The organism is Gemmatimonadales bacterium (assembly GCA_041390145.1).
Classification (GTDB): domain Bacteria; phylum Gemmatimonadota; class Gemmatimonadetes; order Gemmatimonadales; family GWC2-71-9; genus SPDF01.
The window spans coordinates 24,951-49,601 of record JAWKQM010000009.1 but is presented as its reverse complement, the minus strand read 5'-3'; the positions used below and the strand labels follow the sequence as shown (position 1 = coordinate 49,601).

Sequence of the window (24,651 nt, the reverse complement as noted above, 5' to 3'; positions counted from 1 at the left end):
GCTCAGAGCCCGGCGGGCGCAGGGAGCGCACCGTCGAAGCGATTGATTTGGATTGGCGATATGACTCAGGAAAGACCGATGGGCGGTGCGGTGGCCGGGGGAAGGAGGCGGGATGGCGTGCCGACGAGCGGCTCGGCGGCTTGCAGGAGTTCAGGTGAGTGTGAGGTGGCAAGCAGCAGCGTGGCCAGCGCCGCACCTTGCGGCAATCCTGGATGTTGCAGAGCGAGCGAGCAGGCGCCGAAGCAGCAGCAGCGGTTGCCATGTTCCGGCCCCTGATGGCCGGAATGATGTGAATCAGAATGATGCGAGTGCCCGGTACCCGATGCTTCCGGGGCCGCATCGCCGGGGCAGGGATGGCTGATCTCCAGCACGAGGCCCCCGGCTCCCGGTGACAGCAGGAGCAGGGTGAGGGCCAACAGCTGGGAGACGCGCGATCGGAAGGGCATGCTACAGGCAATCTAGGACCATCGGACCAAAAGGTGCACCGGCTACTTCCCCTCAGTGGTGCGCCGCAGCTCGGCCGACCCAGCCCAGCTCCCGCTCGATGCGGTAGCGGTCGGACAGGGCGGCGGTGAGGCGGGAGAGTTGGTCGCTCATTGCTCCCCCACCAGCGCGGCGAGTTCCGCCTTGACCGAGTCGCGCTGCGGCATCAGCGCGGGCTCCGGGTTCGAGCGAATGGAGAGGTAGCGTCGATAGACCCGGATCGCTTCCTCCCGGTCGCCCGCCAGCGCGGCCAATCGACCCTGATCGCGGAGGCCTGCCCACCAGATCGAGCTGCCTTCCCCTCGCCAGGCGGCCCGGGATGCCTGCTCGATCATGCCGACGTGCTCCAGGGCCCGAGCCACCAGCAGGTCGGCGGCCTGGAGGCTCGTATCCCCGCCGTCTGTCGTCAGCTCGGTTCCGGCTGGCCCCAGCATGAGGAGCGAGTCGAGCCGGATCACCAGGGCGGCTGCCTGCGGGTTTCCACTCCGTACTGCCGACAGGGCTTCAACGATCGCAAGGCAGACGGGGCTCGCCTCGGGAGCCCCATGCTCGTCCAGTCTCACGGACCCTTGCCTCAGCCTGTCGGTGAACGTCGCCACGGAAGCACCGGGTTCGCGCAGCAGGCGCCACTGCGCCATCAGACAGGCCGCCTGATTCTGGGTCCGACGCGCCGGGGGCGTGTCGGCCGGTGGTGCCAGCGCGAGCGCCGTCAGGCGCTCGAGCGTGCTTACCGCGGCGCCGGGTGGTGCCGATTCATAGAGCACCGCCATGATCGCGGTCGGATCGTCCCACACCCCTCGCTGCCGGGCCAGGGCTACGGCCTCCGCCGGTCGTCCAAGGGCCATCAGCACTCGGGTCCGAGTTTCGGCGGCTACCCGCCGGCTGGCGTCGGCGGTGGCGGCACGATCTGCAAGGCTGAACAACGTGTCGATCAGACCCAAGCCACGCCCATTATCCACAAGGTCAAGGGAGGCCCAGCGTACAGAGGGGTTTCCCGTCCGCGCGAACCGCGCCAGCGCGGCCGCCACCGCGGCGGAATCGCCGACGCCCTCGGCAACGGTGAACTCCAGGATGCCCCTGGCGTCCGAGGTCGAATCCTGCGCGATGATTCGTCCGAGCAGTCGCTGCGCCCCGGCCGTGTCATGCCGATCTACCGCCATTTCGACCTGGTGAAAGAGCGGGGCCGCCATGTCGGGGTCGAGCGATGAGGCCATCTCCAGTGCCTGGCGCGCTCGCGCCTGGTAGTCCGCGATGCCGAGCATCTGGCCGGAGTGGACGTAGGTCTCGCCTAGCCAGTACCACGCATCAGCCAGATCGGGGAATCGGCTCACCGCAGATTCCCAGGCCTTGAGGACATCCGCCTTGCTGTCGGGGGCTGGGCCGTTCCCGCCGGTGTAGCCCGCCAGTACCGCTTGATCGCGGGGGCTCAGCACGGCGCGATTGGACCAGGCCAGTTCCTGCACGCGGGCGTTCATCAGTTCACCCGTCGGGCTCCACGCGAGGGATTCGCTGAGGCCGAGGGCGGCGAGGGTGAAGGATGAGTCGAGGGCGATGGCGCGCTGGAAATGGACGGCTGCTCCGCTCCAGTCGCCTCGCCGGTTGGCGGCCCGGCCCGCCACGTAGGCGCGGGTCGCCTCGAGTGACGGAGAGAGCCCAACTGCCCGCTCGCTGGTGAGTCCCGCGGTCCGCACCAGGAGCTGCCCGACCAGCACATCGAGCAGGCTGGACAGGCTGTCCGTCGGGCCCTCGACCCGCGCCTGCACGACTGCGCCGTCCTGGCCGGGGCGGCCGACCGACGCACTCAACACGAGGCGACTCCCCGTCCCAACGACGCTGCCAAGCAGGAATTGCCCGGCACCCAAGTCGCGCGCCGCCGCCGGCCCGGCGGCTTCCGCCTGCTCGCCACCGCCATGGCGTTTCCACGCCGCGAGCGCGGTCCGCGGATCGATGGCGCGGGGACCACCCTCGCCGGTGTACATCGCCGCGAGCAGGTCCACCATGCCATCGCCCAGATAGTCGAGGGAACCGTCGGCGCTGGTGACGCGGAAGGGGAAGACGGCAATCAGGTCCGGGTTGAGTGATGCGTCGACGGCCGGCTTCCGGTTCCAGAGTGCAAACGCCGCCATCGCGGCGACCGCTGTGATGACCACCCCGATGCGGACGCGTCGCGTGGGTGACGCGCGACCCTCCACGCGCACCGGTTGCGTGGCAGTGGGTGTCATGCCTCCGCTCGGTGTCAGGACCGACTCGAGCTGCGGAATCAGCGCCTCGGCGCTCTGCCACCGGTCGGCGGGCTTCTTCTCCAGGCACCGCATCACCAGCGTCGAGAGCGCGGTGGGCACGGTCCGGTGCGTGCCGATCGGCTCCGCCGCCGCGGTGACATGCGCGGCGAGGACCTGCTGTGGGTTCATGCCGGTGAAGGGTGGGGTTCCGGCAAGGAGCTCGTAGGCCACCACGCCGAAGGCGTAGATGTCGGCCCGATGGTCCACCATCGGATCGGCCACCGCCTGCTCCGGCGCCATGTACGTCGGCGTGCCGAGGGCGATGCCCACCGTCGTGATCGACTGGCGGCCGGTGGCCTCGCTCAGCGCCTTGGCCACGCCGAAATCGGTGACCAGTGCGTGCCGCCCGCGCAGCATCACGTTCTCGGGCTTCAGGTCGCGATGCACGATGCCGTGCTTGTGGGCCTCGGAAAGCGCATCGGCGATATCGCGAAGAATGCGGACTGCCTCATCGATCGGAAGCTCGCCCTCCTTGACCAGTCGCTCACGCAGTGAGAGACCATCGACGAATGGCATCACGTAGAAGAGGAGACCGTCCGCCTCGCCGGAGTCGTAGAGGGGGAGGACATGCGGGTGCTGCAGGCCCGCGGCGACCTTGATCTCGCGGAGGAAGCGCTCCTTGCCCAGCGACGCGGAGAGGTCCTCCCGCAGCACCTTGATCGCCACTTTGCGGTCGTGCTTCAGGTCCTCGGCGAGATACACCGTGGCCATCCCGCCCTGGCCCAGCTCCCGCTCGATGCGGTAGCGGTCGGACAGGGCAGCGGCCAGGCGGGCGAGCGGGTCAGTCAATGTGACATCCAGTTCATGGAATGATCGTCATTCCGGCGAAGGCCGGAATCCAGGACCACCGGACCCCGGCTTCAGCCGGCGGGCAGGCGCGGTCGCTATTGTGCCGCCCCCAGCACATCCAGCTCGAGGTGCGACGGGTACTGCGCGCTCCGGTAGATGCGATGCGTCTGCGCCCGGAAGTCGCCGGCCCTGGCCTCGAAGATATTGGGCACGAAGGTCTGCGGGTTCCGGTCGTGCACCGGGAACCAGGTGCTCTGCACCTGGACCATGATGCGGTGCCCCGGCCGGAAGGTGTAGGCCTGCTGGTGCATGTCCACGCTGAACGGGGTGACGGTGTTCGCGGGAATCGGCTGCGGGTTGTCCCACCCCTTGTAGTAGCGGCCGCGCATGATCTCGCCGACCACCATCAACTCGTACCCGCCCATCCGCGGCCGGTCCGCAATCGAATCGGGATAGACATCGATCAGTTTGACGACCCAGTCGGCATCGGTGCCGGTGGTGGCGGCGAAGAGCTTGGCCGCAACCGAGCCCGCCACCGTGACCTCCTCGGTGAGCGGCTCCGTCTGCCAGACCAGCACGTCGGGGCGGCTGTCCACGAAGCGCTGGTCCTCGGTCATCCAGTAGTCCCAGTCGGATCCACGCGGATCATACGTCCACTCGACCGGCCGGTGCCGGTAGGGGACCGGGCGCGCCGGATCGCTGACGTACTGGTCGAAGCCGCTGGTTGCGGTGGGCGGGTCGAATGAGAGTTTGCCACCGTCGTGCAAGTAGAGCTGCTTCGGTGCGGAGGTCGGTGCCGGCCAGGCGTCGAAAGTGCGCCACTGCTGGGCTCCGGCGTCGAACACCCGCGCCTCCGGGAATTGCCCGTCGCCCTTGTCCTTGAGCCAGTAGGCAAACCACGGGGCCTCGATGGTGCGGCGGTATGTCTCGCCGGTGGCGCTGCCGAATTGAATGGGGCCGAGCGAATCGCCGGACTCCAGGAACCACTCACCGTGGTACCAGGGGCCGATGACGAGAAAGTTCCGGTGCGCGGAGTCGTTGGTCTCCATGGCGGCATAGACGTTCGGCGTGCCGTAGATGTCCTCCTGGTCCCACCACCCGCCCACATTCAGCGTGGGGACCGGGGCGCTCTTGAGCCGCGAAGGAATCGACCGGGCGCTCCACACCGTGTCATAGGACGGGTGCGTGGCAAAGTTCCGCCAGGTGGGCCAGGCGTCGGCGCCGACCGCGGCACTCAGGTCCCGGAGCGTCGGGAAGGAGAGATACCAGTCGTAGGTGTCGTACCGCCCGGGAGTTGGGGGAATGCTCTGGTCGGAGCTGGCCTCCATGTCCCAGGCGTACTCCAGGCCGTAGCTCAACCGGAAGGCGCCCTGGTGGAAGAAGTCGTCGCCCATCCAGGCGTCGCCCATGGTGGCCTGCGGGCTCAGCGCCTTGATGGCAGGATGCGGATCGAAAGCGGTGGCGTTGGTGGTCCACCCTGGATACGAGATGCCGAGCTGCCCGACCCGGCCGTTGTTGTTCGGCACGTTCTGGAGCAGCCACTCCACGGTGTCCCAGGTGTCGGTGGCCTCATCGATGCACCCGTCGCCACGCTCCAGGCAGGCAGGGCGGCTCATCACGAAGGTGCCGCCGGACTGGAAGCGGCCCCGGATGTCCTGGAAGACGAAGATGTAGCCGTCTTTCATCAACTCCTGGTAGCCATAGCCGATCTTGTAGGTCCCGCCCCAGCCGGCGGTGCCGTAGGGGGTGCGGCTCAGGATGAAGGGGAGCTCCTCGCTCGCGCGCTTCGGTGTGAGAATGACGGTGAACAGCTCGACGCCGTCGCGCATCGGGATGCGGACCTCCTGGCGATCGAATTGCCGGGACAGGTCGTCCGACCCGGGGGGAGGCGCCGATTCGAGGTTGCAGGAGACGCAGAGGATGGCGAGGGCCAGCCATCGGGTCGTGGTCATCAGACGAGTCGTCGTGTCGCTCACCGCGTCACCCTTTCCTTGAGTTCCGAAAACCAGTTCTCGACGTACACCACCTCACCGGCGGTGCTCTCCGGTTCCTTGATCATGATGAAGCGGCTGTCGTCGGGCGCTACGTCGTATTGCTGCCGGTTGCGGGCTGACGCGAAGCCGGCAACGGAGAACAGCGCCCGGGGGATGCCGAGGGTGAGCGTCGGTCCTGGCACCACGGGTACCACCATCAGCTCGTCGCCGCTCTTGTAGAAGAGTTCCCGGCCGCTGTGCGCCCAGCGCGGCTCGGAACCGCCGTCGCGTGAAATGAGGCGGCTCGTCGTGATGCTCGGGAAGGGGGTGACGTAGACCTCCCGGCCACCCGCCGTGATGGAGGTATAGGCCAGCCACCGGCCATCCGGCGAGAGGGCAGCCTGGTTGCTGGCCGTTTCCTTGACCAGAAGCGGCACCTGGGCGGTGTCGCCGGTCAGGCGCCGGCCGTAAATATGGCCGACACCGCCGATCTCGTCGGCGCGGAACAGGACCCACTGCCCGTCGCGTGACACCTCCGCCTCCCAGAGCCCATAGGTGTGGTGCACCAGGCGTTCAGGGGGGGCGCTTCCATCGACGCGTAGCCGGTAGACGTCGAGTTCATCCATGGAGGTGGCCGTGGCCCCGTTGCCGGCGTTGCTGACGTAGTAGATCGACCGGCCGTCGGGGGTCCAGGAGGGGCGCCAGCTGACCGTGCCATCTCGGGTCATCTGCTGCCTCGTTCCGTCGGCACGCCAGACCCAGAGCTGGGTGGTGCCGTCGCGGACGCTCACGGCCAGCGCCTTTCCGTCCGGCGAGAGCGCTGGATAGGCAAACGCCCCGGTCCAGGTCGGATCGAGGGGCTCCGTGCTGCCGTCGCGCGCTACCCAGACCAGGGAGGACTGTGCCTTGGCACCGCTTTCGACGGAGTACAACGCATCGCCCGAGGGAGAGAATGCGAAGGTCGCCGGGGCGACCCCCTCCAGAACCGGCACCGCGCCGGTGGTGAGGACCAGCCGCTTCGCGTCGAACCCCGCCGCGAAGAGCCCGCCCGCCCGGTCGGTGTAGAGCAGGTGGCCGGTGGGGGAGTGCCAGGCGCCGGCGGCATCGGCCACGAGCAATCGGGCGCTGTCCGCCGCGAAGTCGAAGACGTAGACGGACGATCCGTTGGCACAGTTACCGGGGCAGCCGGTGAAGAGCACCCCGCGACTTCCCAGGACCGGCGTCACGAGCGGGAGGGTGAGGCGCTGGTTGGTGCTGTCGGCGAGCACGACCGTGCTCTTCCCGCCGTTGGCGGAAATTCGCCGCAATTCGCTGCGTAGGCCTTCGTAGATGATCGTCCCGTCATCCAGCCAGGCCGCGACAGGGTAAATGACATTCGCACTGTCGGAGAGCGTGAGTGATCCACCACCCCCGGCTGGAACCTTCTTGAGCTTGCCGTCGAAGGTCACGTATCCGATCCACTTGCCGTCCGGCGAGAAGAACGGCGACAGCCCACCCTCCGTGCCGGACATCGGCGTCGGGTCACGCTGGCCACGGAGCTTCTGCATGATCCGATACCCGCCGTCGACGGAGTCTGTGAAGACGATGCTTGACCCGTCGGGCGCGATGGCGGCCTTGGTGTAGAAGCGGTCGATGCTGGGGGAGAGAATCTCGGCGGCTGCGTGCTGCCAGAGCACCACTCGCTGGCGGCTCGTTTCGCCAGTGGGAGCTGGCCGGAGCCATCCCCAGAGTGCCATGGCTGCCGTGCCCGCGAGAAGCCCGACGCTCAGCAGGCGGGGCAGCGGGGCAGCGGGGCGGGGAGGCCGCGACTGACCACTCGCGTGCACTCCTGCCATTGATGCAAACGCGGGGTTCCCCAGGGCGTCGGCGAACTCCTTGGCAGTCGCAAACCGGTCGGCCGGCAGCTTCTCGAGCGACTTGGCGACGGCGGCCGCCACGTTGGGTGGCACTGCCTTCCGCAGCTTTGTGACCGGCGCGGCCTCCTCGGTCACGATCTTCATGATGATCTGCTGGGCCGAGGCGCCCACGTGCGGTGGGTTGCCGGTGAGCATCTCGTAGAGCACGCTGCCAAGCGAGTAGACATCGCTCCGGGCGGTGATCTCCTTCTCGGCGGTGGCCTGCTCCGGACTCATATAGTGCGGCGTGCCGAGACTCATGCCCGTCTCGGTCATGCGGCCGCCGGCCGCGGCACTGAGGGCCAGGGCGATGCCGAAGTCGGCCACCATCGGGCGGCCGTCGTGCAGCAGGACGTTCTCCGGCTTGATGTCGCGGTGGATGACGCCGTGCCGGTGGGCGTAGTCGAGCGCGTCGGCCACGGCCACGGTGATGCTGACCGCCTCATCGATGCCGAGTTGGGTTTCGCGGTCGAGCTTGGCGCGGAGCGTCTCGCCGTCGATGAACGGCATCACGTAATAGAGGAAGCTGTCGGCCTCGCCGCTGTCGAAGAGCGGCAGGATATGCGGATGGCTGAGCGACGCGGTGGTCTTGATCTCCACCACGAACCGCTCGGCGCCGATGACGGCGGCGAGCTCGGGCTTCAGCACCTTGAGCGCCACCTTGCGGTCGTGCTTCAGGTCCTCCGCCAGGTAGACGGTGGCCATGCCCCCCTGGCCCAGCTCCCGCTCGATGCGGTAGCGGTCGGCCAGGGCGGCGGAGAGACGGGGCAGGGGATCAGTCACTCAGGCACTCCCATTCAGAGTTCCTTGCGCCTCATGCGCTGCCGCAGGAGATAATAGACGATCGACACGCCGATCAGCGCCGTCATGCCCAGCGTTTCCTGCCGAGTCGAGTGCGACAGCACCCAGAGCACCACCCCCGAGGCGAGCAACGCCACCGTCGGGCCGCCCGGCGCCCGGAAGCTGCCCGGCGCCCGCGGCCGGTCGTACCTGATCTTGAGCGCCGCGAGGCAGACGGCCAGGTAGATCAGCAGCAACGCCATGCTCGCCAGCACCGCAAGGACGGCGAAGCCGCCGGAGAGACTGAGCGCCAGCGCGACGCCGGCGGTCACGAGAATCGCAATCCACGGCGTGTGGAACCGCGGGTGGATGCGACTGAGCGCCTCCGGCAGCATCCCACTCTCAGATGCAGCGAGAAAGGCGCGCGGTGTTCCGATCATGTCGGCCGCCAGCGCGCCGAAGACTGCCACCGCCGTACACGCGACGATCAGGCTGCGCCCCACCGGGCCCATGAGCCGGTCGCCGAGGTCGGCAAGGGGCGCTGTTCCGCCGAGCGCCAACTCGTTGCCCAGCACACCTTGCGACACGAACTGGAGCGCGAGGTAGAGCAGGATGATCGCGCCGGCGGCGCCGAGAATTCCGCGGGGGACCGTGCGAGCCGGGTCCCGAATCTCGCCGCTGGGCGTCAGCGCGCTCTCGATGCCGCCGAAGGCGAAGAAGAGGAGCAGGGCGCCCGCCCCCAGTTTCTCGATCGACGGCCAGCCGGGCCAGGCGAGGTTCGGTCCCTGCACCGCAAAGACACCGACCACGATGAGGAGGAGCAGCGGCAGCAGCTTGGCCACAGTGGTCACCACCGCCACCCGTGTCCCCTCCCTGACCCCCCACACATTGACCACGGCAAGCCCACCGAAGACGAGCACCAGGGCAAGGGCACGAGGAAGCCCGCCCGCCAGGGCGGGAACGCTCACCGCCAGTGCATCCATCAGGACGTGCGCAATCGCCGCATCCGACGCCGCGGAAAAGGCGAGGGCGAAGATGACCCACGCCACGAACCCCGCCATCGGGCCGAACGCCTCCTCCACATAGGCGATCGCGCCTCCGGACCGCGTCACCTGGCTCCCCACCTCAGCGAAGCAGGCCAGCACCAGGAGGATCAGCGCCCCGCAGAGCAGGTAGGCCAGGATCGCCGCGGGTCCGAGGATGACCGCGACCACCGCGGGCAGTGCGAAGATCCCGGCGCCGACCGTCAGGTTGACGGCGTTGGCGCCCAGGGCCCACGGGCCGATGGCGCGGACAAGCTCGGCCTCCGGGTTGGTGCCGCTCACTTCCTCCCCTTCATCTCGTCGAACCAGTTGAACACCATCACCACATCGCCGTCTCCGCTGGCGGCCTGGTTGATCATCAGGAAACGCCCGTCCCGGCTCACGGCATAGGCGGCATGGAAATTGTCCGTACCCCCGTTGGGGATGGCGAAGAGCAGGCGCGGCGGCCGCGCGCTGAACGTGGCGCCAAGCGTGACATCCACCGCCATCATCTCGCCCCCGCGGGTGCGATAGTAGAGTTCCTTGCCCGAGGGGGCCCAGCGCGGTTCCTCCCCGCCGTTGAGCGAGACCTGCGTGCGCCCCGCCCCGGGATCATCCACCAGCCGCACGAAGACTTCGTTGCGTCCCGATTCGTTGGTGACATACGCGAACCACCGGCCATCGGGAGACACCGCAGGGGCAAACTCATCGTAGCGGCCAGACACCAGCACCTGCTCGGTCGTATCCCCTTCGGCCGCCAGCACGATGTCCCGGCCCCCGGTCGTGCTGCCGAGCCGGGCCAGGAAGTGCCTGCCATCCGGCATCCACTCCACTTCCTCGACGCTCCGGCCGACGTTGAGCAGGGGTTCCGCCTCGGCGCTGCCGTCGGCGCGCTGGATCCAGGCCTTTCGCACCCCGCCGACCGGCGAGGAAATGAACGTGACGCGGCGTCCGTCGGGCGTCCATGCGGGTCGGGAACTCCCACTGCTTTGGAAGGTCAGGCGGGAGAGCGGGCTGTTCGGGAGTCGCTTCACCCAGATCTGTTCCCCGTCGCCTCCCAGGACAGCGACGGCCAGGTGCGACTCGTCCTTCGAGAGGGCCAGCCCGGAGAATTGCCCCAGCCAGGTGCTGTCCAGCGGGGTCCGCTGGCCGGTGCGGTCAACCCAGACCAGCTGTGCGCTGCCGGCTCCGGCACCGGACATGTATGCCAGGGTGCCGTTGTCGCTCACGGTGAATTGCGCCGACCCGCTGGTGCCATCCACCTGGACCCGTTCGGCCACCGCGACCGGGGGCCCGGTCACCTTCCCGGTGGACGCATCGAACGGGACACTCATCAGCGAGCCGGTGCTCGTGGCGTACACGATGCGGCCGGCCGGGACGTATCGCCCGTACAGCCCCTGGAGGACGGGCGTCGCCAGGCCGGTGGCCAGGTCGAGCACGCCGAGCTCGGCGTCCGCGATCGAACTGTGCCAGAGCTGGATGAGCAGTCGCTTCCCGCCGGGAAGGGCCTGCACCCAGTCGTGTTCCGTGACCCCGCTCGCCGAGTCAGTCCTGCTCACCGCCTCTGGCGCCCCGCCCCCCGCCGGGACCCGGGTCACCACGGAGCGATTGCTCGTGAAATAGATGAAGCCGGACTCGTCCCAGTCTCCCCCCCACGGAACGGCGGAGTCGCGGACCAAGGTGAGTGACGGCCCGCCATTGATGGAAACAATACGAAGGTCGCCGGGATTTCCGGTGAAGAAACCAACCGACTGTCCGTCCGGGGAGAGGAAGGGCGCGGCCGCCCCGCTGGTCCCGGGGATGGGACGGCCGGTGAGCGAGTTCAGATCGCGGACCCAGAGCTGATCGCCGTTGACGGAGTCGGCGCCCACGTACACCAAACGAGTCCCGTCGCGCGACAGGGCAAGACGACGCGTGGAGGTGGGCCGGATCTGCTCGCCCGTGGGAAACGAGACGGACAGGCGCACGGTGGATTGCGCCGGCTGATGCCGCCAGGCCCAAACCCCGAAGGCCAGCGCGGCCACGGCCAGGGCGCCGAGACCCATCGCCACCTGGCGCCACGGCCCCGTGCGCATGGCGGCGGGCTGCGCCAGGTGCGCGGCGGTGCGCGCCGAGGTGGCCCCTGAGAGCGCGGCGCCGAATTCCGCGGCGGTGGAGTAGCGGTCGGCGGGGAGTTTCTCGAGACCCGTCAGCACCGCCGCCTCGACATACGGCGGAATACTCTTCCGATGCACTGTCATGGCGTGCGGTGAGTCGGTCATCACCTTGGCGATGATGGCCTGCACCGTCGGCCCGGTGAAGGGCGGCTCCCCCATCAGCATCTCGTACAGCACGCAGGCGAGTGCGTACACGTCGCTCGAGGCGTGGATCTCCCGCTCGCCCATCGCCTGTTCGGGGCTCATGTAGTGCGGGGTGCCGAGACTCATGCCGGTCTCGGTCATCCGGGAGCCGCCCTCGGTGCGGCTCGCCGCCAGGGCAATGCCGAAGTCCGCCACCACCACGTGCCCGTCGTGCAGCATGATGTTGTCGGGCTTGATGTCGCGGTGGATGACCCCCTGCCGGTGCGCGTAGTCGAGGGCGTCGGCCGTCTCCCGCGCAATCCGTATGGCCTCGTCCACCGGGAGCTGCTTGTCCCGGTCGAGGCGGGCCCGGAGCGACTCCCCCTCGATATATGGCATGACGTAGTAGACCAGCCCCTCCGCCTCGCCCGAGTCGTGCAGCGGGAGGATGTGGGGGTGGTGGAGGTTGGCGGTGGTCTTGATTTCCTGCAGGAACCGGTCGCCGCCGATCACCGCCGCCAGTTCGGGGCGCAGCACCTTGAGCGCCACCTTGCGGTCGTGCTTGAGGTCAAAGGCGAGGTATACGGTGGCCATGCCGCCGGCGCCGAGTTCCCGCTCGATGCGGTACTTGTCGGCCAGGGCGGAGGAGAGGCGGGTGATCGGATCGCTCACTTGGGTGTCTCTTCCAGTATTTCGAGTTCGGCCCGCCAGTTCAGGATCACCTGCAGGGTCGGTGCGTCACTCCCGCCGGAGTTGATCATCAGGAACCGGGTCCCGTCGGGGCTCACGTCATAGGCGCGGTGGTAGTTGTCGGGCGCCAGGCTCCCGTTGGTGAAGAGCAGCGTCGGGGTGCCGTGGACGAACACTTGGCCTGGCGTCACGGGCACGGCATACATCTCCCTCGTGAGGTCCGGTAGAAGAGCTCCTTGCCGTCCGGACGCCAGAGCGGTTCCTGGCCTCCCGTCGAGATGGCGTACCGGGCGTCGCCGACGTTGGGGAAGGGTCGCACATAGACCTCGGGGGATCCCGACTCCTGGGACACATAGGCCAGCCAGCGTCCGTCAGGTGAGATGGTCGGCGCGAAGTGATCGAACGGTGACTCGATGAGGGTCCTCGGGACGGTGTCCTTGCCGTTCTCGACGATGAGCAGGTGCCGGGTGCCCTCCGCCGTCCCCTCGGTACGAAGCACGTGTACCGCATCGACGGATCGAAGGTGATCTCGTCGAGCCGGGTGTTTCCCTGGGCGGCCAGCTGGGCGTGCCGGTGCCGTCCGCCCGGCGGATCCAGGCGGTACGCCGGCCGTCCCGGGTGGCGAGGAATGCCACCTGGCGCCCGTCGGGGGTCCAGGCCGGGCGGTCGGCATTGACCACGTCGAAGGAGAGCCGACTGAAGGTCCCGTGTGCTCAGCTGCTTGATCCAGACCTGCGTCTCTCCGGCGATGCCTTGTGTCACGGCGATCTGGCGACCATCTGGAGAGAGGGCCATGTTCGGAAAGATGCCCTTCATCGCGGTGTCCACCGTCGTTTCGAGGCCGGTCCGGCTGACCCAGCGGAAACCGTCATTGTCGCCGGCGTCGACGGCGTACACCAGGGTCCCGGTGGCCGACACGGCGAACTGGATGGTGCCGTTGGTGGTCTCGCGTTGCACGCGCTGCAGGACCGGCAGCGGTGCGCTGGTCAGCCGACCCTTCCGGGGATCGAACCGCGCCGCCCGCAATTGCCCGTCCGCCATGCCGATGATCAGGAAGCCGGGGGCGGCGTAGCGGGCATAGGTGCCCTCCGTCAGGTCGGTGACCTCGCCGTCGTTGAGGTTCACCAGGCCAATGTGGTTGGCGCCGGCCGAGCCCTTCCACAGCATCACCAGGGCGTACCGGCCGCCGGGCAGGACGTCGGGAAAGTCGTGCTCCTTTACGCCGCTGGCGGAGTCGATATGCGATATCGTGATGGCCGTGCCGCCACCGGCCGGCACTTTCGCCAGTACGCGGGCCGACGTGGTGAAGTAGATGTTGCCGTCGTCGCCCCACGACCCCCCGCCGAAGTCCGGGACCGAGTCCGCCACCAGGCGCGGCACGCCGCCGGCCAGCGTGGTCACCATGAGTTTCGTCGGCCCACCGACCGAGGTGTAGAACCCGATCGATTGGCCGTCGGGGGAGAAGAAGGGGGCGAAGGCGCCCTTGGTGTCGGGGAGTGGATGCGCGACCGGCTGGTTGAGCTCCCGCACCCAGAGCTGGGAGCCGGCGCCGTCGGGGCCCACGAAGGCGATGCGCCGACCTGCGGGATCGATGGCGAGCCGTATCGTGGCAATCGCCCGCACCACGACGCTGTCGCCGAGCGCGAGCGAAGCTCGCACCACCTCGTCTGGGCCGACGCTGCCGGGATTGGGCGTGCGATGCCCGATCAGGTATCCCGCCACCAGGGTGACGAGGGCGAGCGCACCGGCCATGAGCCAATTGCGCCGCTTGCTCGCGGCTGCCGGCTGGAAGCCAGGGCGCAGGGTCGTGGTGGTCGGATTGGCGAGCGCCGCGGCGAACTCGGCGGCGGTGCCGAAGCGGTCGGCCGGCAGCTTCTCCAGCGCCGTCATCACCGCCGCCTCCACGCCGGGCGGAATCGTCTTGCGCTGGCCCGAGAGGGTGCGCGGGTCCTCGGTCATCACCCGCGCGATGATCGACTGCGCGGTGGGGCCGGTGAAGGGGGGCTCGCCGGCGAGCATCTCGTAGGTGACACACCCCAGGGCGTAGACGTCGCTGCGCGCCGTGATTTCCCGGTCGCCCATCGCCTGCTCGGGGCTCATGTAGTGGGGCGTGCCGAGCGACATCCCGGTTTCTGTCATGCGGGTCCCACCGGCCTTGCTGGCGGCCAGCGCGATCCCGAAGTCGGCCACAAGGGCACTGCCATCGTGGATGAGGATGTTTTCGGGCTTGATGTCGCGGTGGATGATGCCGTGGCGATGCGCATAGTCGAGCGCCGCCGCCACCTCGGTGGCAATGCGCACCGCGTCGGCCACGGGGAGCTGCTGTTCGCGGGTCAGCCGGTCTCGCACCGTCTCGCCGGTGATGAAGGGCATCACGTAGAAGAGGAAGCCGTCGGCCTCGCCGCTGTCGAAGAGCGGCAGGATGTGCGGGTGCTGCAGGTTCGCGGTGGTCTTGATCTCGCTCAGGAACCGGTCGGCGCCGATGACGGCGGCGAGTTCCGGCCGCAGGACCTTGACGGCCACCTGGCGGTCGTGCTTCAGGTCGGCGGCGAGATAGACGGTGGCCATGCCGCCGGCGCCGAGCTCCCGCTCAATGCGGTACTTGTCGGCCAGGGCGGCGGAGAGGCGAGACAGCGGGTCGGTCAATCCAATTCTCTCCTGTCGTTCCCCCTCTCCCCATGGTGGAGAGGGGGACAGGGGGTGAGGACTTCAGGGCCATGGAATCTGTCAGGTGTCGCTTCCGTGACATCAGCCGAGCCGTGACTTCAGTCGCGACTCGCGGGCGGACGGCGATCGATAGCGCGCTACTTCTTTCCCAGCTTCGCCCGGAGCTCGGTGAACCAGTTGTCCACGATCACCAGTTGCCCCGTGGGGGCCGTGGACGTTTCCGGGAGGACCCGCAGCATGACGAACGACTGGTCGTCCCGGGTCACGTCGTAGGCCCGGTAGCTGGGCGCCTCGAGGTACGTGGTGTCGGCGAAGAGCACGCGTTCAGGGCCGACCGTGAGGGTCGGCGTGGTCGTGATGGGGATCGCCACCATCTGCCCCGCCAGCGAGCGGTAGAACAGCTCGCGCCCGGTGTGCGACCAGAGCGGCTCCCCGCCGCCCGTTACCGATACCTGTCGCCTTCCGGCCGCGGAATCGGGGAAGGCGCGAATGTAGATCTCGTCGCGTCCCGACTCATCCGACTGGTAGGCCAGCCACTTCCCGTCGGGAGAGATGGTCGGGGCCCGCTCGTCGAATCGCGTGGAGTTCACCACGGGAAACCCCACCGAGTCCACACCCGGCCGCATGGCATAGATGTCCCGGCTCGGCAACGTGATGCGGTACGCCAGCCACGAGTCGTCGGCCGACCAGGCAGCCTCGGCGATGGTGTTCAGCGAAGTGACGACGGTGTCGACGGCGCCGCCCCCGTCGGCGCGACGCCGGAGGATGGCGCTCAATTGCCCGTCCTCGGTGACATAGCTGAGCGACTGCCCGTCCCGCATCCAGACCGGCCGGTACTTCACCGTGTTGTCGAACGTCAGCCGGCTGAGCGGGCCGCGGTCGAGGTCCTTGATCCAGATGTCGCCCACCGGGTCGCCATGGACGGTGACCGCCAGCCGGGTGCCGTCGGGCGAAAGGCTGAGGCCGCCGTTGAAGCCGGGGGTGTACGACCAGGACGGATCGATCTCCTGCTCTCGGCCAGCGCGGTTCACGCGGACCGGGCGCACCGGGCGCTGGGTGGGCTGCGCCGTACCGGCCCGGTACATCAGGGTGCCGTCAGTGGCAACCGCCAGGTTCGCAAGACCAAAGGAACCAATGGCGACGCCCTCCAGGATCGGCATTTCCGGACCTGTGATGGCAAGCTTGTCGGTGTCGAACGGCACCACGACGGCTGCGCCGTTGGGACGAAGCACCAGGAGCGCCCCGATGTCGAGGTACCACGCCTGGAGCCCCTGGACCAGCCGCACGCTGCGATCGGTCTTCGGGTCGCGCGCCACGATCCAGTTGTCGTTGCCCCGCGTCGGTCCGTGCCAGTCGGTGTACACGATCCCGCGGCCTCCCGGGAGCGCCACCGGCGCGACATGCGCGATCGTTCCGGGCGAGCTGTCGGCTGCGGTGACCGGCTCGGCCGCCCCGCCGGTCTCGGGAACCCGGTAGATGATGCCCCGTGCGCCGCTCGCGGCCGCGGCGTAGACGTACCCGTCGGTTCCCCAGACGATGCCGCCGTTCACGAACCCCGGAAGCGAATCAATCAGCGTGGTGGCCACGGCGCCGTCGATCGTCAGCACCCGGAGCGCGCCGGTCCGCCCCTCGCGTACCGCGAGCCGGCGCCCGTCCGAGGAGAAACTGGGGGTGAAGGAGTCGCCCGTCCCGGGGAGCACCCGGCCGGCCAGCTGGTCCCGCTCCTGGATCACCACTCCCGCCTCACGGCGGGTCGGCCCGCCCGGGTAGGCGAACCGGCTGCCATCGGGCGCAATCGCGAGTTCCACGCCGCCGAAGTCGTAGTAGGCGGTCTCGGGGGGGAGACTGATGGCGTAGCGGTGGGTCGGTGCGTCGGCGGCCGGGGTCCGGCGGAGCCAGGTGATGCCGAGCGCCACGAGGAGCAGCCCCGCCACTCCCCATCCCGCCAGAACAGCCCGGCGGTTGCCGGTCGGGCCCTGTCCCGCGGCGGCGTACGTGGTGGTGGTGCCGCGAAACCCGGGGTTGTCGAGCGCCTCGGCGAAGGCCTTGGCGCTCTCGAATCGGTCGGCGGGCAGCTTCTCGATGGCTTGCGCCACCGCAGCGGCGACATTGGGCGGCACCGCCTTGCGCAGCCTGGTGACCGGTGCGGCCTCCTCGGTCACGATCTTCATGATGATCTGCTGGGCCGAGGCACCGACATGCGGCGGATTGCCGGTCAGCATCTCGTAGAGCACGCTGCCGAGTGAGTAGACGTCGCTCCGGGCGGTGATCTCCTTCTCGGCGGTGGCCTGCTCCGGGCTCATGTAGTGCGGCGTCCCGAGACTCATGCCAGTCTCGGTCATGCGGCCGCCGGCGGCGGCACTGAGGGCCAGGGCAATGCCGAAGTCGGCCACCATCGGGCGGCCGTCGTGGAGAAGGATGTTCTCGGGCTTGATGTCGCGGTGGATGACGCCGTGCCGGTGGGCATAGTCGAGGGCATCCGCGACAGCTGTTGTGATCGACACCGCCTCGTCGATCCCAAGTTGCGTTTCGCGGTCGAGCTTGGCGCGGAGCGTCTCGCCGTCGATGAACGGCATCACGTAGTAGAGGAAGCCGTCGGCGGTGCCGGAATCGAAGAGCGGCAGGATGTGCGGATGGCTGAGTGACGCGGTGGTCTTGATTTCCACCACGAACCGCTCGGCGCCGATGACGGCGGCGAGCTCGGGCTTCAGGACCTTGAGCGCCACCTTGCGGTCGTGCTTCAGGTCCTCGGCCAGGTAGACGGTGGCCATGCCGCCCTGGCCGAGCTCGCGCTCGATGCGGTAGCGGTCGGCCAGGGCGGCGGCCAGACGGGGAAGCGGATCAGTGCTCACGCTACTTCTTCCCCATCTTCGCGTTCAGTTCCGTGAACCAATTGTCCACCACCACGAGCTGGCCGGCGCCCGGCGCCTGGTTCACGGCCGCGAGGCGGACCATCAGGAACCGCTTGTCGTCCGGGGTGGTCGCATACAGCGGCACGATGGACGAGCCGATCAGCCCTCCACCGAGGGGAAAGAGCCGCCGGGGTGCGTCGTTGGAAAACGTCGCCCCGGAGGTGATCGGCGCCACCATCATGTCGCCCGAGGGCGCCTCGAAAAACAGCTCGTGTCCGCTGTGGGACCAGAGCGCACTCGAGCCGCCGGCGGTAGAAATCTGCCACCGGCCCCCGGCGGTGTTGGGGAACGGCCGGACGAAGATTTCGGCGCGCCCCGACTCGTTGGAGGAGTACGCCAGCCACTTGCCGTCCGGGGACAGCGCCGCGCCTTCCTCGGCAAAGCGATCGGTAAGCAGCGGGATGGGCACGGTGTCGCGCCCCGGGCGGACGGCATACACATCGCGATTGCCGCTGTCCCCGACGACACGGTAGACCAGCCACTCCCCATCATTGGAGAGCAGCGCTTCCGCGATCGGCCGGCCGGGCTGACGCCAGACCAGTTCTGCGGCTGCGCTTCCGTCGGCCTTCTTCTTCCAGACGGCCGGAAGCCCGCTGTCCACGACGGCGATGTAAATGACGGACTGTCCGTCCGGGGTCCATCGCGGACGGTTGGCGGTCTGGGTCTCGAAGGTCAGCCGGGTCAGGGGGCCGGACGGCAGTTGCTTGATCCAGATGTCCGGCGCCGCATTCCCGACTACATCGACGGCGACCCTGGTGCCGTTGGGGGAGAGGCTGAGCGAGAGGTTGGCCCCGGGGTTGTAGGTCAGCGGCGGGTCCAGCGGGGTGATCCCGCCATCCCGGCTGACCCACACGATCTCTGCGACGCCGCCGCCGGTCGAGACCAGCCCAGGCACGTAGGCCAGCGTTCCTGAGGTGGAGATGGCGATGTCGGCCGAGCCAAAGGGCTTCGTCATGACCCCCTCGAAGAGCGGCACGGCCGGCCCCGTCAGCTTGAGCTTGTCCTGGTCGAATGGCGCGGCGAGCACGGCGCCGTCCGCGCGCAGGAAGATCAGGTACCCTGGCTCCACATACCGGGCCAGCAGCCCCTTGGTGAGGATGTGGCGCTCGTGAGTCTTGTCGTCAAAGGCGACGATGTCGAAATCGGTGGGATCCGAATTCCGGCGCGAGCGGTACAGCAGCCCCCGACCGTTGGGCAACGCCGACGGCCAGGCATGCCCGGCCTCATTGGTGGCCGAGTCGAGCGGGATGTACAGCTCCGGGGTCCCCCCATCGGCCTGGATCCGGCTGAGTCCGCCAGGAGAATCGAAATAGATCCACCCGCCGGGTCCCCACGCGCCGCCGCCGCCCGAACCACTGCCGGGCGTCGCCAGCGTGATCGGAGGGCCGCCAGTCACCGGGATCACCTTCAACTGGACGTTCAGGGTAGCCGAATACGCGATGCGCTGCCCGTCGGGGGAGAAGAACGGACTCGAGGCGCCAACGGTCCCGGGCAACGGCGTCGCGTCGAGGCGATCCCGATCCCGGATCCAGAGCTGGTCGCCGCCGTCGCCCGGTCCGACGTACACGATGCGGCTTCCGTCGGGGGAGATGGCGAGATTGACGCCGAGCACACCCTGCCGCATTGCCTGGTCGGGGGGGAGCCCCATGCTGTAGCGGATGACGGGCGGTACCGGTTTCGGCCGGAGCCATCCCCAGGCGGCGAGTGCCGCCAGCACAACCACCGCGGCACCGAGTGCGTTGATCGCCCTGCGCACCCGTGCCCTGCCGCCCAGCGACCCGGCACTCGCGGCGGTCACCACCGTGGACCGCGAGGCGAAGCTCGGGTCCGCCAACGCAGCGGCAAACTCGGCGGCCGTCGCAAATCGATCGGCTGGCAGCTTCTCGAGCGCGGTCAGCACTGCCCCCTCCACCTGCGGCGGGATGGTGTGCCGCTGGCTGGTCATCGAGCGGGGGCTCTCGGTCACGACGCGCGCCACGATGGCCTGCGCGGTGGAGCCGGTGAACGGTGGATCACCGGTCAGCATCTCGTAGAGCACGCAGCCGAGGGCGTACACGTCGGAGCGCGCGTTGATCTCGCGCTCGCCCATCGCCTGCTCGGGGCTCATGTAGTGCGGTGTGCCGAGCGACATGCCGGTTTCCGTCATGCGCGTGCCGGCGGTGCTCACCGCCAGCGCGATGCCGAAGTCCGCCACCAGCGCGGAGCCGTCGTGCAGCAGGATGTTTTCGGGCTTGATGTCACGGTGGATCACGCCGTGGCGATGGGCGTAGTCGAGCGCGCCCGCCACCTCCGTCGCGATCCGCACCGCGTCGTTGACCGGCAGCTGCTTTTCCCGGTTCATCCGGTCGCGCAGCGATTCCCCCTCCACGTACGGCATCACGTAGTAGAGCAGCCCATCGGCGTCGCCCGAGTCGATGAGCCCGAGGATGTGCGGGTGCTGGAGGTTGGCGGTGGTCTTGATTTCGCTCAGGAAGCGTTCGGCGCCGATGACCGCGCCGAGTTCGGGACGCAGCACCTTGATGGCCACCCTGCGATCGTGCTTGATATCCTGGGCCAGATACACCGTGGCCATACCACCCTGACCGAGCTCGCCTTCGAGCCGGTAACGATCGGAAAGGGAATCAATCAGTTTGGGTGGGATCAGGGGCACGTCCAACTCCTCCCTCGGAGGTCCGGCAGGGGCATAACCTGAGAATACGAATCCACGTAGATTGCCTCCCAAATCGAGGGAGGGCAAGGGACCAAGTTACTGAGTTTCAAGCCCTTGCACCCGCTTTGGGGCCTGACACCATACCACCACCTCCGTCCGGAGCCACGACGGTCCCGATCCGTCTCGTTTGGTCTCATTGGCACGGACACGGCCGACCAGGCCGCCATCTGCATCAGTACACGCTGGCCGACACGCGGAAGGGCCGCACCTTCATCGCGAAGGTGCGGCCGGTGGTGGAGCGCGACAATCACATCGGGATCCGGATCGGGGACGACGACCTGATCACGCCGACCCACGTGGAGTGACCCTCGAAGGCACCGAGGGAAATCAGGGAGACTGAAGCGGTGATGCAGGCCGCCGCGAAGCGTTGGCGTGGCGGCTCGTAAGGGCTACGGTCGGGCAGACGCCAGCCAGCTCTGCCGGAACTTCTGGATCGACTCCGTCACCGGCATGCCCGCCTCCTCGTAGGCCACGACCTCGAGCCGGGAATCGGCCGGCATCGAAACGAAGGCCTTGCTCTGGCGTCCGCGGCTCCGGAAGGTGACGGGGACGACGTCGCCGGGCTTGTGCGCTGCCTTGATCGCCTGGAAGACGCTGTCCGAGGTGAGCGGCTGTCCGTCGAGGGCAACGATCAGGTCCCCGCGATCGAGGCCCGCCACGTACATCGGTGAACCGATCAGGGTGGGCGAGGTGATCCGGCCACCCTCCGCGCCGATGTCGAGGCGGACCGGTCCGAACCACGCGCGATCCGGGCTACGGGGACGCAGCAGGAGGCCGCCCTGCGCCAGCAGGGCCGCCATGTCCGGCACGTCGCGACCGGTGATGTACTTCGCGAAGAACTGGTCGGCGAATTCCTGGTTGCCGGAATATTCGACCAGGGTCGCCTGGAGATTCTGCATCGTGTACGGCACTTCGGTCTGGCCGTACTTGGTCCACATCATCCGCATGAATCCGTCGAGCGGCTTCCCGAATTCCTTCCGCAGCGACAGGTCCAGCGCCAGTCCCACCACCGAGCCCCAGGTGTAATACGAAATGAAGATGTTGTCTTCGTTGGTCGGGTCGATGGACGTCGCGGCGTCCACGAACGGCGCCTGCTCGCTCATCCCAACCGGGCTCGCGAACTCCCGGCCCGGGTCGTTGATGACGGCGTTGATGCTACCGGACAGGCCGTGCGCGTAATCGGTCAGCGACGTGATGCCGGCGCGGCGCAGGAAGAGCGGCCCGTAGTAGCTGGTGAATCCCTCCGCAAACCACAGCTCCCCCGACATGTTGGCGCGGGTGAAGTCGAACGGCTCCAGCGACTTCGGACGAATCCGCTCGACGTTCCACGAGTGGAAGAACTCATGGGACGCGGTGCCGAGGAGGCGCGTCTCGTTGCCCTCCAGCGGCAGCGAGGAGGTGATGATGGTGGAGTTGCGGTGCTCCATCCCATCGCCCGAGGCCCACGGGAGGTAGTCGGCAATGAAGGTGTAGCGCCGCACATCGTACTGCGGGGTTGTCCCGAAGACCGCAATCTCCTGCTCGACCACCTTCTTCAGCATCTCCACGTAGCTGTCCAGCTCGGCGTCGGTCCCCTCGTGATGCAGCACCAGGCGCACCGGGTAGGTCCCGGCCGGCGACGTCACGCTCCACTCGCGCTCCGCGAAGTTGCTCAGTTCGGTCGGGCTGTCCATGAAGTACTGGAGGTTCGGCGCGGTGTAGCGATAGGCGTTGTCGGTCGGGTAGAGCTGGGTGGCCACCTTCCAGCGTGAATCCGGCGGCGCCCGAAACGAGACCGCCATCGGCCACGATTCGAGCCCGCGGACCCACATGAACGTGGCGGGCATGTTGAGATGGGCGTGGGTGACGTCCACCTGGGAATAGGTGCCGTCGGCCCGGTCGGCGTAGAGGGTGTAGGTCAGCCGGACGGTACCGGAATGCCCGGACACCGACCAGGTCGACGGGTCGGCGCGCGTCACGGTCAGCGGATTGCCGGCACCGTCGGTGGCGCTCACGCTATAGACGTTCTTGGCGAATTCATGGATGGCGTAGCGGCCGGGCGACGAGCGGCTCATCTGGAATTGCACCGGTCGGCGCGGGAGGCCGGAGGCGCTCAGTGTGATCTGCGCTTCGTGATGCACGGCGTTGGGGAACGACACCTCGTACTGCAGTTCCTGCGCGGCTGCCGGGATGGCGGCCAGGAGGAGCAGCGCCGCGAGCGGCGCGGCGCGCCGTGCGCTGGCCGCGCTCACCGCCACGAGACTGGCACCACGTCGGGCTTGGTGGCCATGATGGCGGCGCCCGCCTCGAGTTCGGCCGAGATCCGGTCGCGGATGGCACGGAGTTCCCGGAAACCGACCAGCTGCTTCGTGTCTTCGTCCCAGAGGGTCAGGCGTAGGGTGGTCAGGCTCTTCCAGAGCGAGAGCCTGGTGACCTGCTGCAGCTCGGGATGGTTGTCGTAGGCCCGCTGGAGCTGGTAGTTGGGGATCCGGCTCGCGATGTGATGAATGTGGTGCAGGCCGATGCTGGCGGTGGCCCACTGCAGCACCTTCGGCATCGTCAGGTGCGAGGCGCCCTCGAGGCCGGCGGCGAAGTAGTTCCATGCCTCGCGGTAGCGCCAGTAGGTGTCCTCGTACTGGTGCTGCACGTAGAAGAGGTATACGCCGATGGAGCCGGCGATGAGCGTGATCGGCAGCTGCACCAGCAGGAATTGCTTGAGCCCGAGCGTCCACCACATGAGCGCGATGACGCCAGCCAGGGCAAGGTTGGTCAGCTGGACCCCCACCTGTTCGCGCTTCCACCCCTTCGGGATGTCGAGCGGCATCCGGTGCTTGAGGACGAACTGCCAGGTGGGGCCGACGAGGAGCAGCACCGCCGGGTGCCGGTACAACCGGTAGAGGATCCGCTTGAACTTCGAGCGGCTCAGATATTCACGCACCGTCAGCGTGTCGATGTCGCCGAGGCCGCGGACGTCGAGGTTGCCGCTGGTGGCGTGGTGGATGGCGTGGGTGCGCCGCCAGTAGGCGTAGGGCACCAGGGTGAAGACGCCGAGCACGCCGCCGACCAGGTTGTTCATCTTCTGGGAGCGGAAGAAGGCGCCATGTCCGCAGTCGTGCTGCAGCATGAAGAGCCGGACGACCATCATCGCGGCCGGCACCGCGATGAGGAGGGTCAGCCAGTAGCCGACATTCAGGCTCCAGACCGCGGCCAGCCAGAAGAGGGCCAGCAGGAAGGCGGTTGAGGCCAGCTGGAATCCGCTCTTCCACGCCACCGGCTGGCGGTAGGGGGCGAGCATGGCGTTCCAGTCAACAGGCTTTTCGGTCGTCCCGGACGCCGGGGCGCCTGGCGGCAGTGCGGTCATGTTATTCCCTCATAAGGCCCGGGGGTGGGCCAACCCCAAATATACCGCAATTCCCCTGCCTTGGCCCGTATTGGGCCCGTTCCGGCGCGCGATCCGTGGCTGAAGCCACGGCTCGGCGAGTGTCGCTGAAGCGACGTGGATTCTACCCGCGCTCGCGCTTCCTCGATACCGCATGGGATCCTGGGATGATGCCGATGGCGTCGGGATCCGCATCCTCTGGGGATGCGCGACCGTCTCTATGTGCACATCGTCTGGACGACACGGGACCGGCAGCCACTGATTGATGCGCCGGTAGCAGGCTTTCTCGCGGCCCACCTGGCGCTGATCGTCCGACAGGAGCGAGGCAGCCTCCTGGAGATCGGGATCGTCTCGACCCACGTCCACGTGCTCACCCGCATCCATCCCTCGACGAACATCCCGCGCCTCCTTCAGCGGATGAAAGGGGGAACGGCCGTCGGTGCCACCGCGGTGCGGGATCGGTCGCTGGCTCCGCTTCGGTGGGCCAAGGGATACAACATCACTTCGGTTAGTGAGCGAGCGCTGAGCCTCGTGGGGGCGTACGTGCGAGAGCAGCATCTTCGGCATCCCGCGGAGGCGATTGTAGGGTGGCTGCCGGTTGACCCGTGGCTAAAGCCACGGCTCGGCTGATGTCGCTGAAGCGACGTGAATTGCCCGCTCGCTCAGGTCGAAGGGGGCCGATGCCTCTTGGGCCGCTCTTGCGGCCACTGTGAAACAGCGCGCGACGATTTCAGGCAGCCCACGCGTCGCTGCTCGATCGGTGGCTAAAGCCACCGCTCGGCTGATGTCGCTGAAGCGACGTGGATTCCAC

14 protein-coding genes are annotated in these 24,651 nt (G+C 68.1%); 2 read left to right on the top strand and 12 right to left on the bottom strand.

Annotation, left to right across the window (positions count from 1 at the left end; genetic code table 11):
- Nucleotides 1-65: 65 nt before the first annotated feature.
- The 10 genes from R2910_09270 to R2910_09225 all read right to left on the bottom strand — a co-directional run bounded on the left by R2910_09270 (nucleotide 66) and on the right by R2910_09225 (nucleotide 20,422).
- Nucleotides 66-446 (bottom strand): hypothetical protein, encoded by a 381-nt coding sequence (locus R2910_09270; GenBank protein MEZ4413160.1) that lies wholly within the window; start codon nucleotides 444-446, stop codon nucleotides 66-68.
- Between the two features lie 147 nt (nucleotides 447-593).
- Nucleotides 594-3,554, bottom strand: a complete 2,961-nt coding sequence (locus R2910_09265; GenBank protein ID MEZ4413159.1) for a serine/threonine-protein kinase — start codon at nucleotides 3,552-3,554, stop codon at nucleotides 594-596.
- Between the two features lie 95 nt (nucleotides 3,555-3,649).
- Nucleotides 3,650-5,506, bottom strand: coding sequence for a CocE/NonD family hydrolase (locus tag R2910_09260; GenBank protein ID MEZ4413158.1), 1,857 nt, complete (start codon nucleotides 5,504-5,506; stop codon nucleotides 3,650-3,652).
- A gap of 20 nt (nucleotides 5,507-5,526) precedes the next feature.
- On the bottom strand, nucleotides 5,527-8,205 hold the full coding sequence (locus tag R2910_09255; protein ID MEZ4413157.1) for a protein kinase: 2,679 nt from the start codon (nucleotides 8,203-8,205) through the stop codon (nucleotides 5,527-5,529).
- 14 nt (nucleotides 8,206-8,219) lie between these two features.
- Nucleotides 8,220-9,527 (bottom strand): APC family permease, encoded by a 1,308-nt coding sequence (locus R2910_09250; protein MEZ4413156.1) that lies wholly within the window; start codon nucleotides 9,525-9,527, stop codon nucleotides 8,220-8,222.
- Nucleotides 9,524-12,175 carry a protein kinase gene (locus R2910_09245; protein MEZ4413155.1) on the bottom strand — a complete coding sequence of 884 codons (2,652 nt, stop codon included), beginning with the start codon at nucleotides 12,173-12,175 and terminating at the stop codon, nucleotides 9,524-9,526. Before R2910_09245 ends, R2910_09250 begins: the two co-directional genes overlap by 4 nt.
- Nucleotides 12,172-12,384 carry a hypothetical protein gene (locus R2910_09240; protein ID MEZ4413154.1) on the bottom strand — a complete coding sequence of 71 codons (213 nt, stop codon included), beginning with the start codon at nucleotides 12,382-12,384 and terminating at the stop codon, nucleotides 12,172-12,174. The genes R2910_09245 and R2910_09240 overlap by 4 nt, the downstream gene beginning before the upstream one ends.
- Complete coding sequence (locus R2910_09235; protein ID MEZ4413153.1) at nucleotides 12,293-14,839, bottom strand: protein kinase; 2,547 nt, start codon at nucleotides 14,837-14,839, stop codon at nucleotides 12,293-12,295. The genes R2910_09240 and R2910_09235 overlap by 92 nt, the downstream gene beginning before the upstream one ends.
- A 158-nt stretch (nucleotides 14,840-14,997) precedes the next feature.
- Complete coding sequence (locus R2910_09230; GenBank protein ID MEZ4413152.1) at nucleotides 14,998-17,712, bottom strand: protein kinase; 2,715 nt, start codon at nucleotides 17,710-17,712, stop codon at nucleotides 14,998-15,000.
- 1 nt (nucleotide 17,713) lies between these two features.
- Nucleotides 17,714-20,422 (bottom strand): protein kinase, encoded by a 2,709-nt coding sequence (locus R2910_09225; protein ID MEZ4413151.1) that lies wholly within the window; start codon nucleotides 20,420-20,422, stop codon nucleotides 17,714-17,716.
- A 125-nt stretch (nucleotides 20,423-20,547) separates the two neighbouring features.
- Here R2910_09225 and R2910_09220 point away from each other — a divergent pair, with 125 nt between their 5' ends.
- Complete coding sequence (locus R2910_09220; GenBank protein ID MEZ4413150.1) at nucleotides 20,548-20,787, top strand: hypothetical protein; 240 nt, start codon at nucleotides 20,548-20,550, stop codon at nucleotides 20,785-20,787.
- 84 nt (nucleotides 20,788-20,871) lie between these two features.
- Here R2910_09220 and R2910_09215 read toward each other — a convergent pair whose 3' ends face one another.
- Both R2910_09215 and R2910_09210 read right to left on the bottom strand, forming a co-directional pair.
- On the bottom strand, nucleotides 20,872-22,713 hold the full coding sequence (locus R2910_09215) for a hypothetical protein (GenBank protein MEZ4413149.1): 1,842 nt from the start codon (nucleotides 22,711-22,713) through the stop codon (nucleotides 20,872-20,874).
- Nucleotides 22,710-23,822, bottom strand: a complete 1,113-nt coding sequence (locus R2910_09210) for a fatty acid desaturase (GenBank protein MEZ4413148.1) — start codon at nucleotides 23,820-23,822, stop codon at nucleotides 22,710-22,712. The genes R2910_09215 and R2910_09210 overlap by 4 nt, the downstream gene beginning before the upstream one ends.
- 222 nt (nucleotides 23,823-24,044) lie before the next feature.
- On the opposite strand from R2910_09210, the gene R2910_09205 reads away from it, so the two are divergent.
- Nucleotides 24,045-24,470, top strand: a complete 426-nt coding sequence (locus R2910_09205; protein ID MEZ4413147.1) for a transposase — start codon at nucleotides 24,045-24,047, stop codon at nucleotides 24,468-24,470.
- The last annotated feature ends 181 nt before the right edge of the window (nucleotides 24,471-24,651 follow it).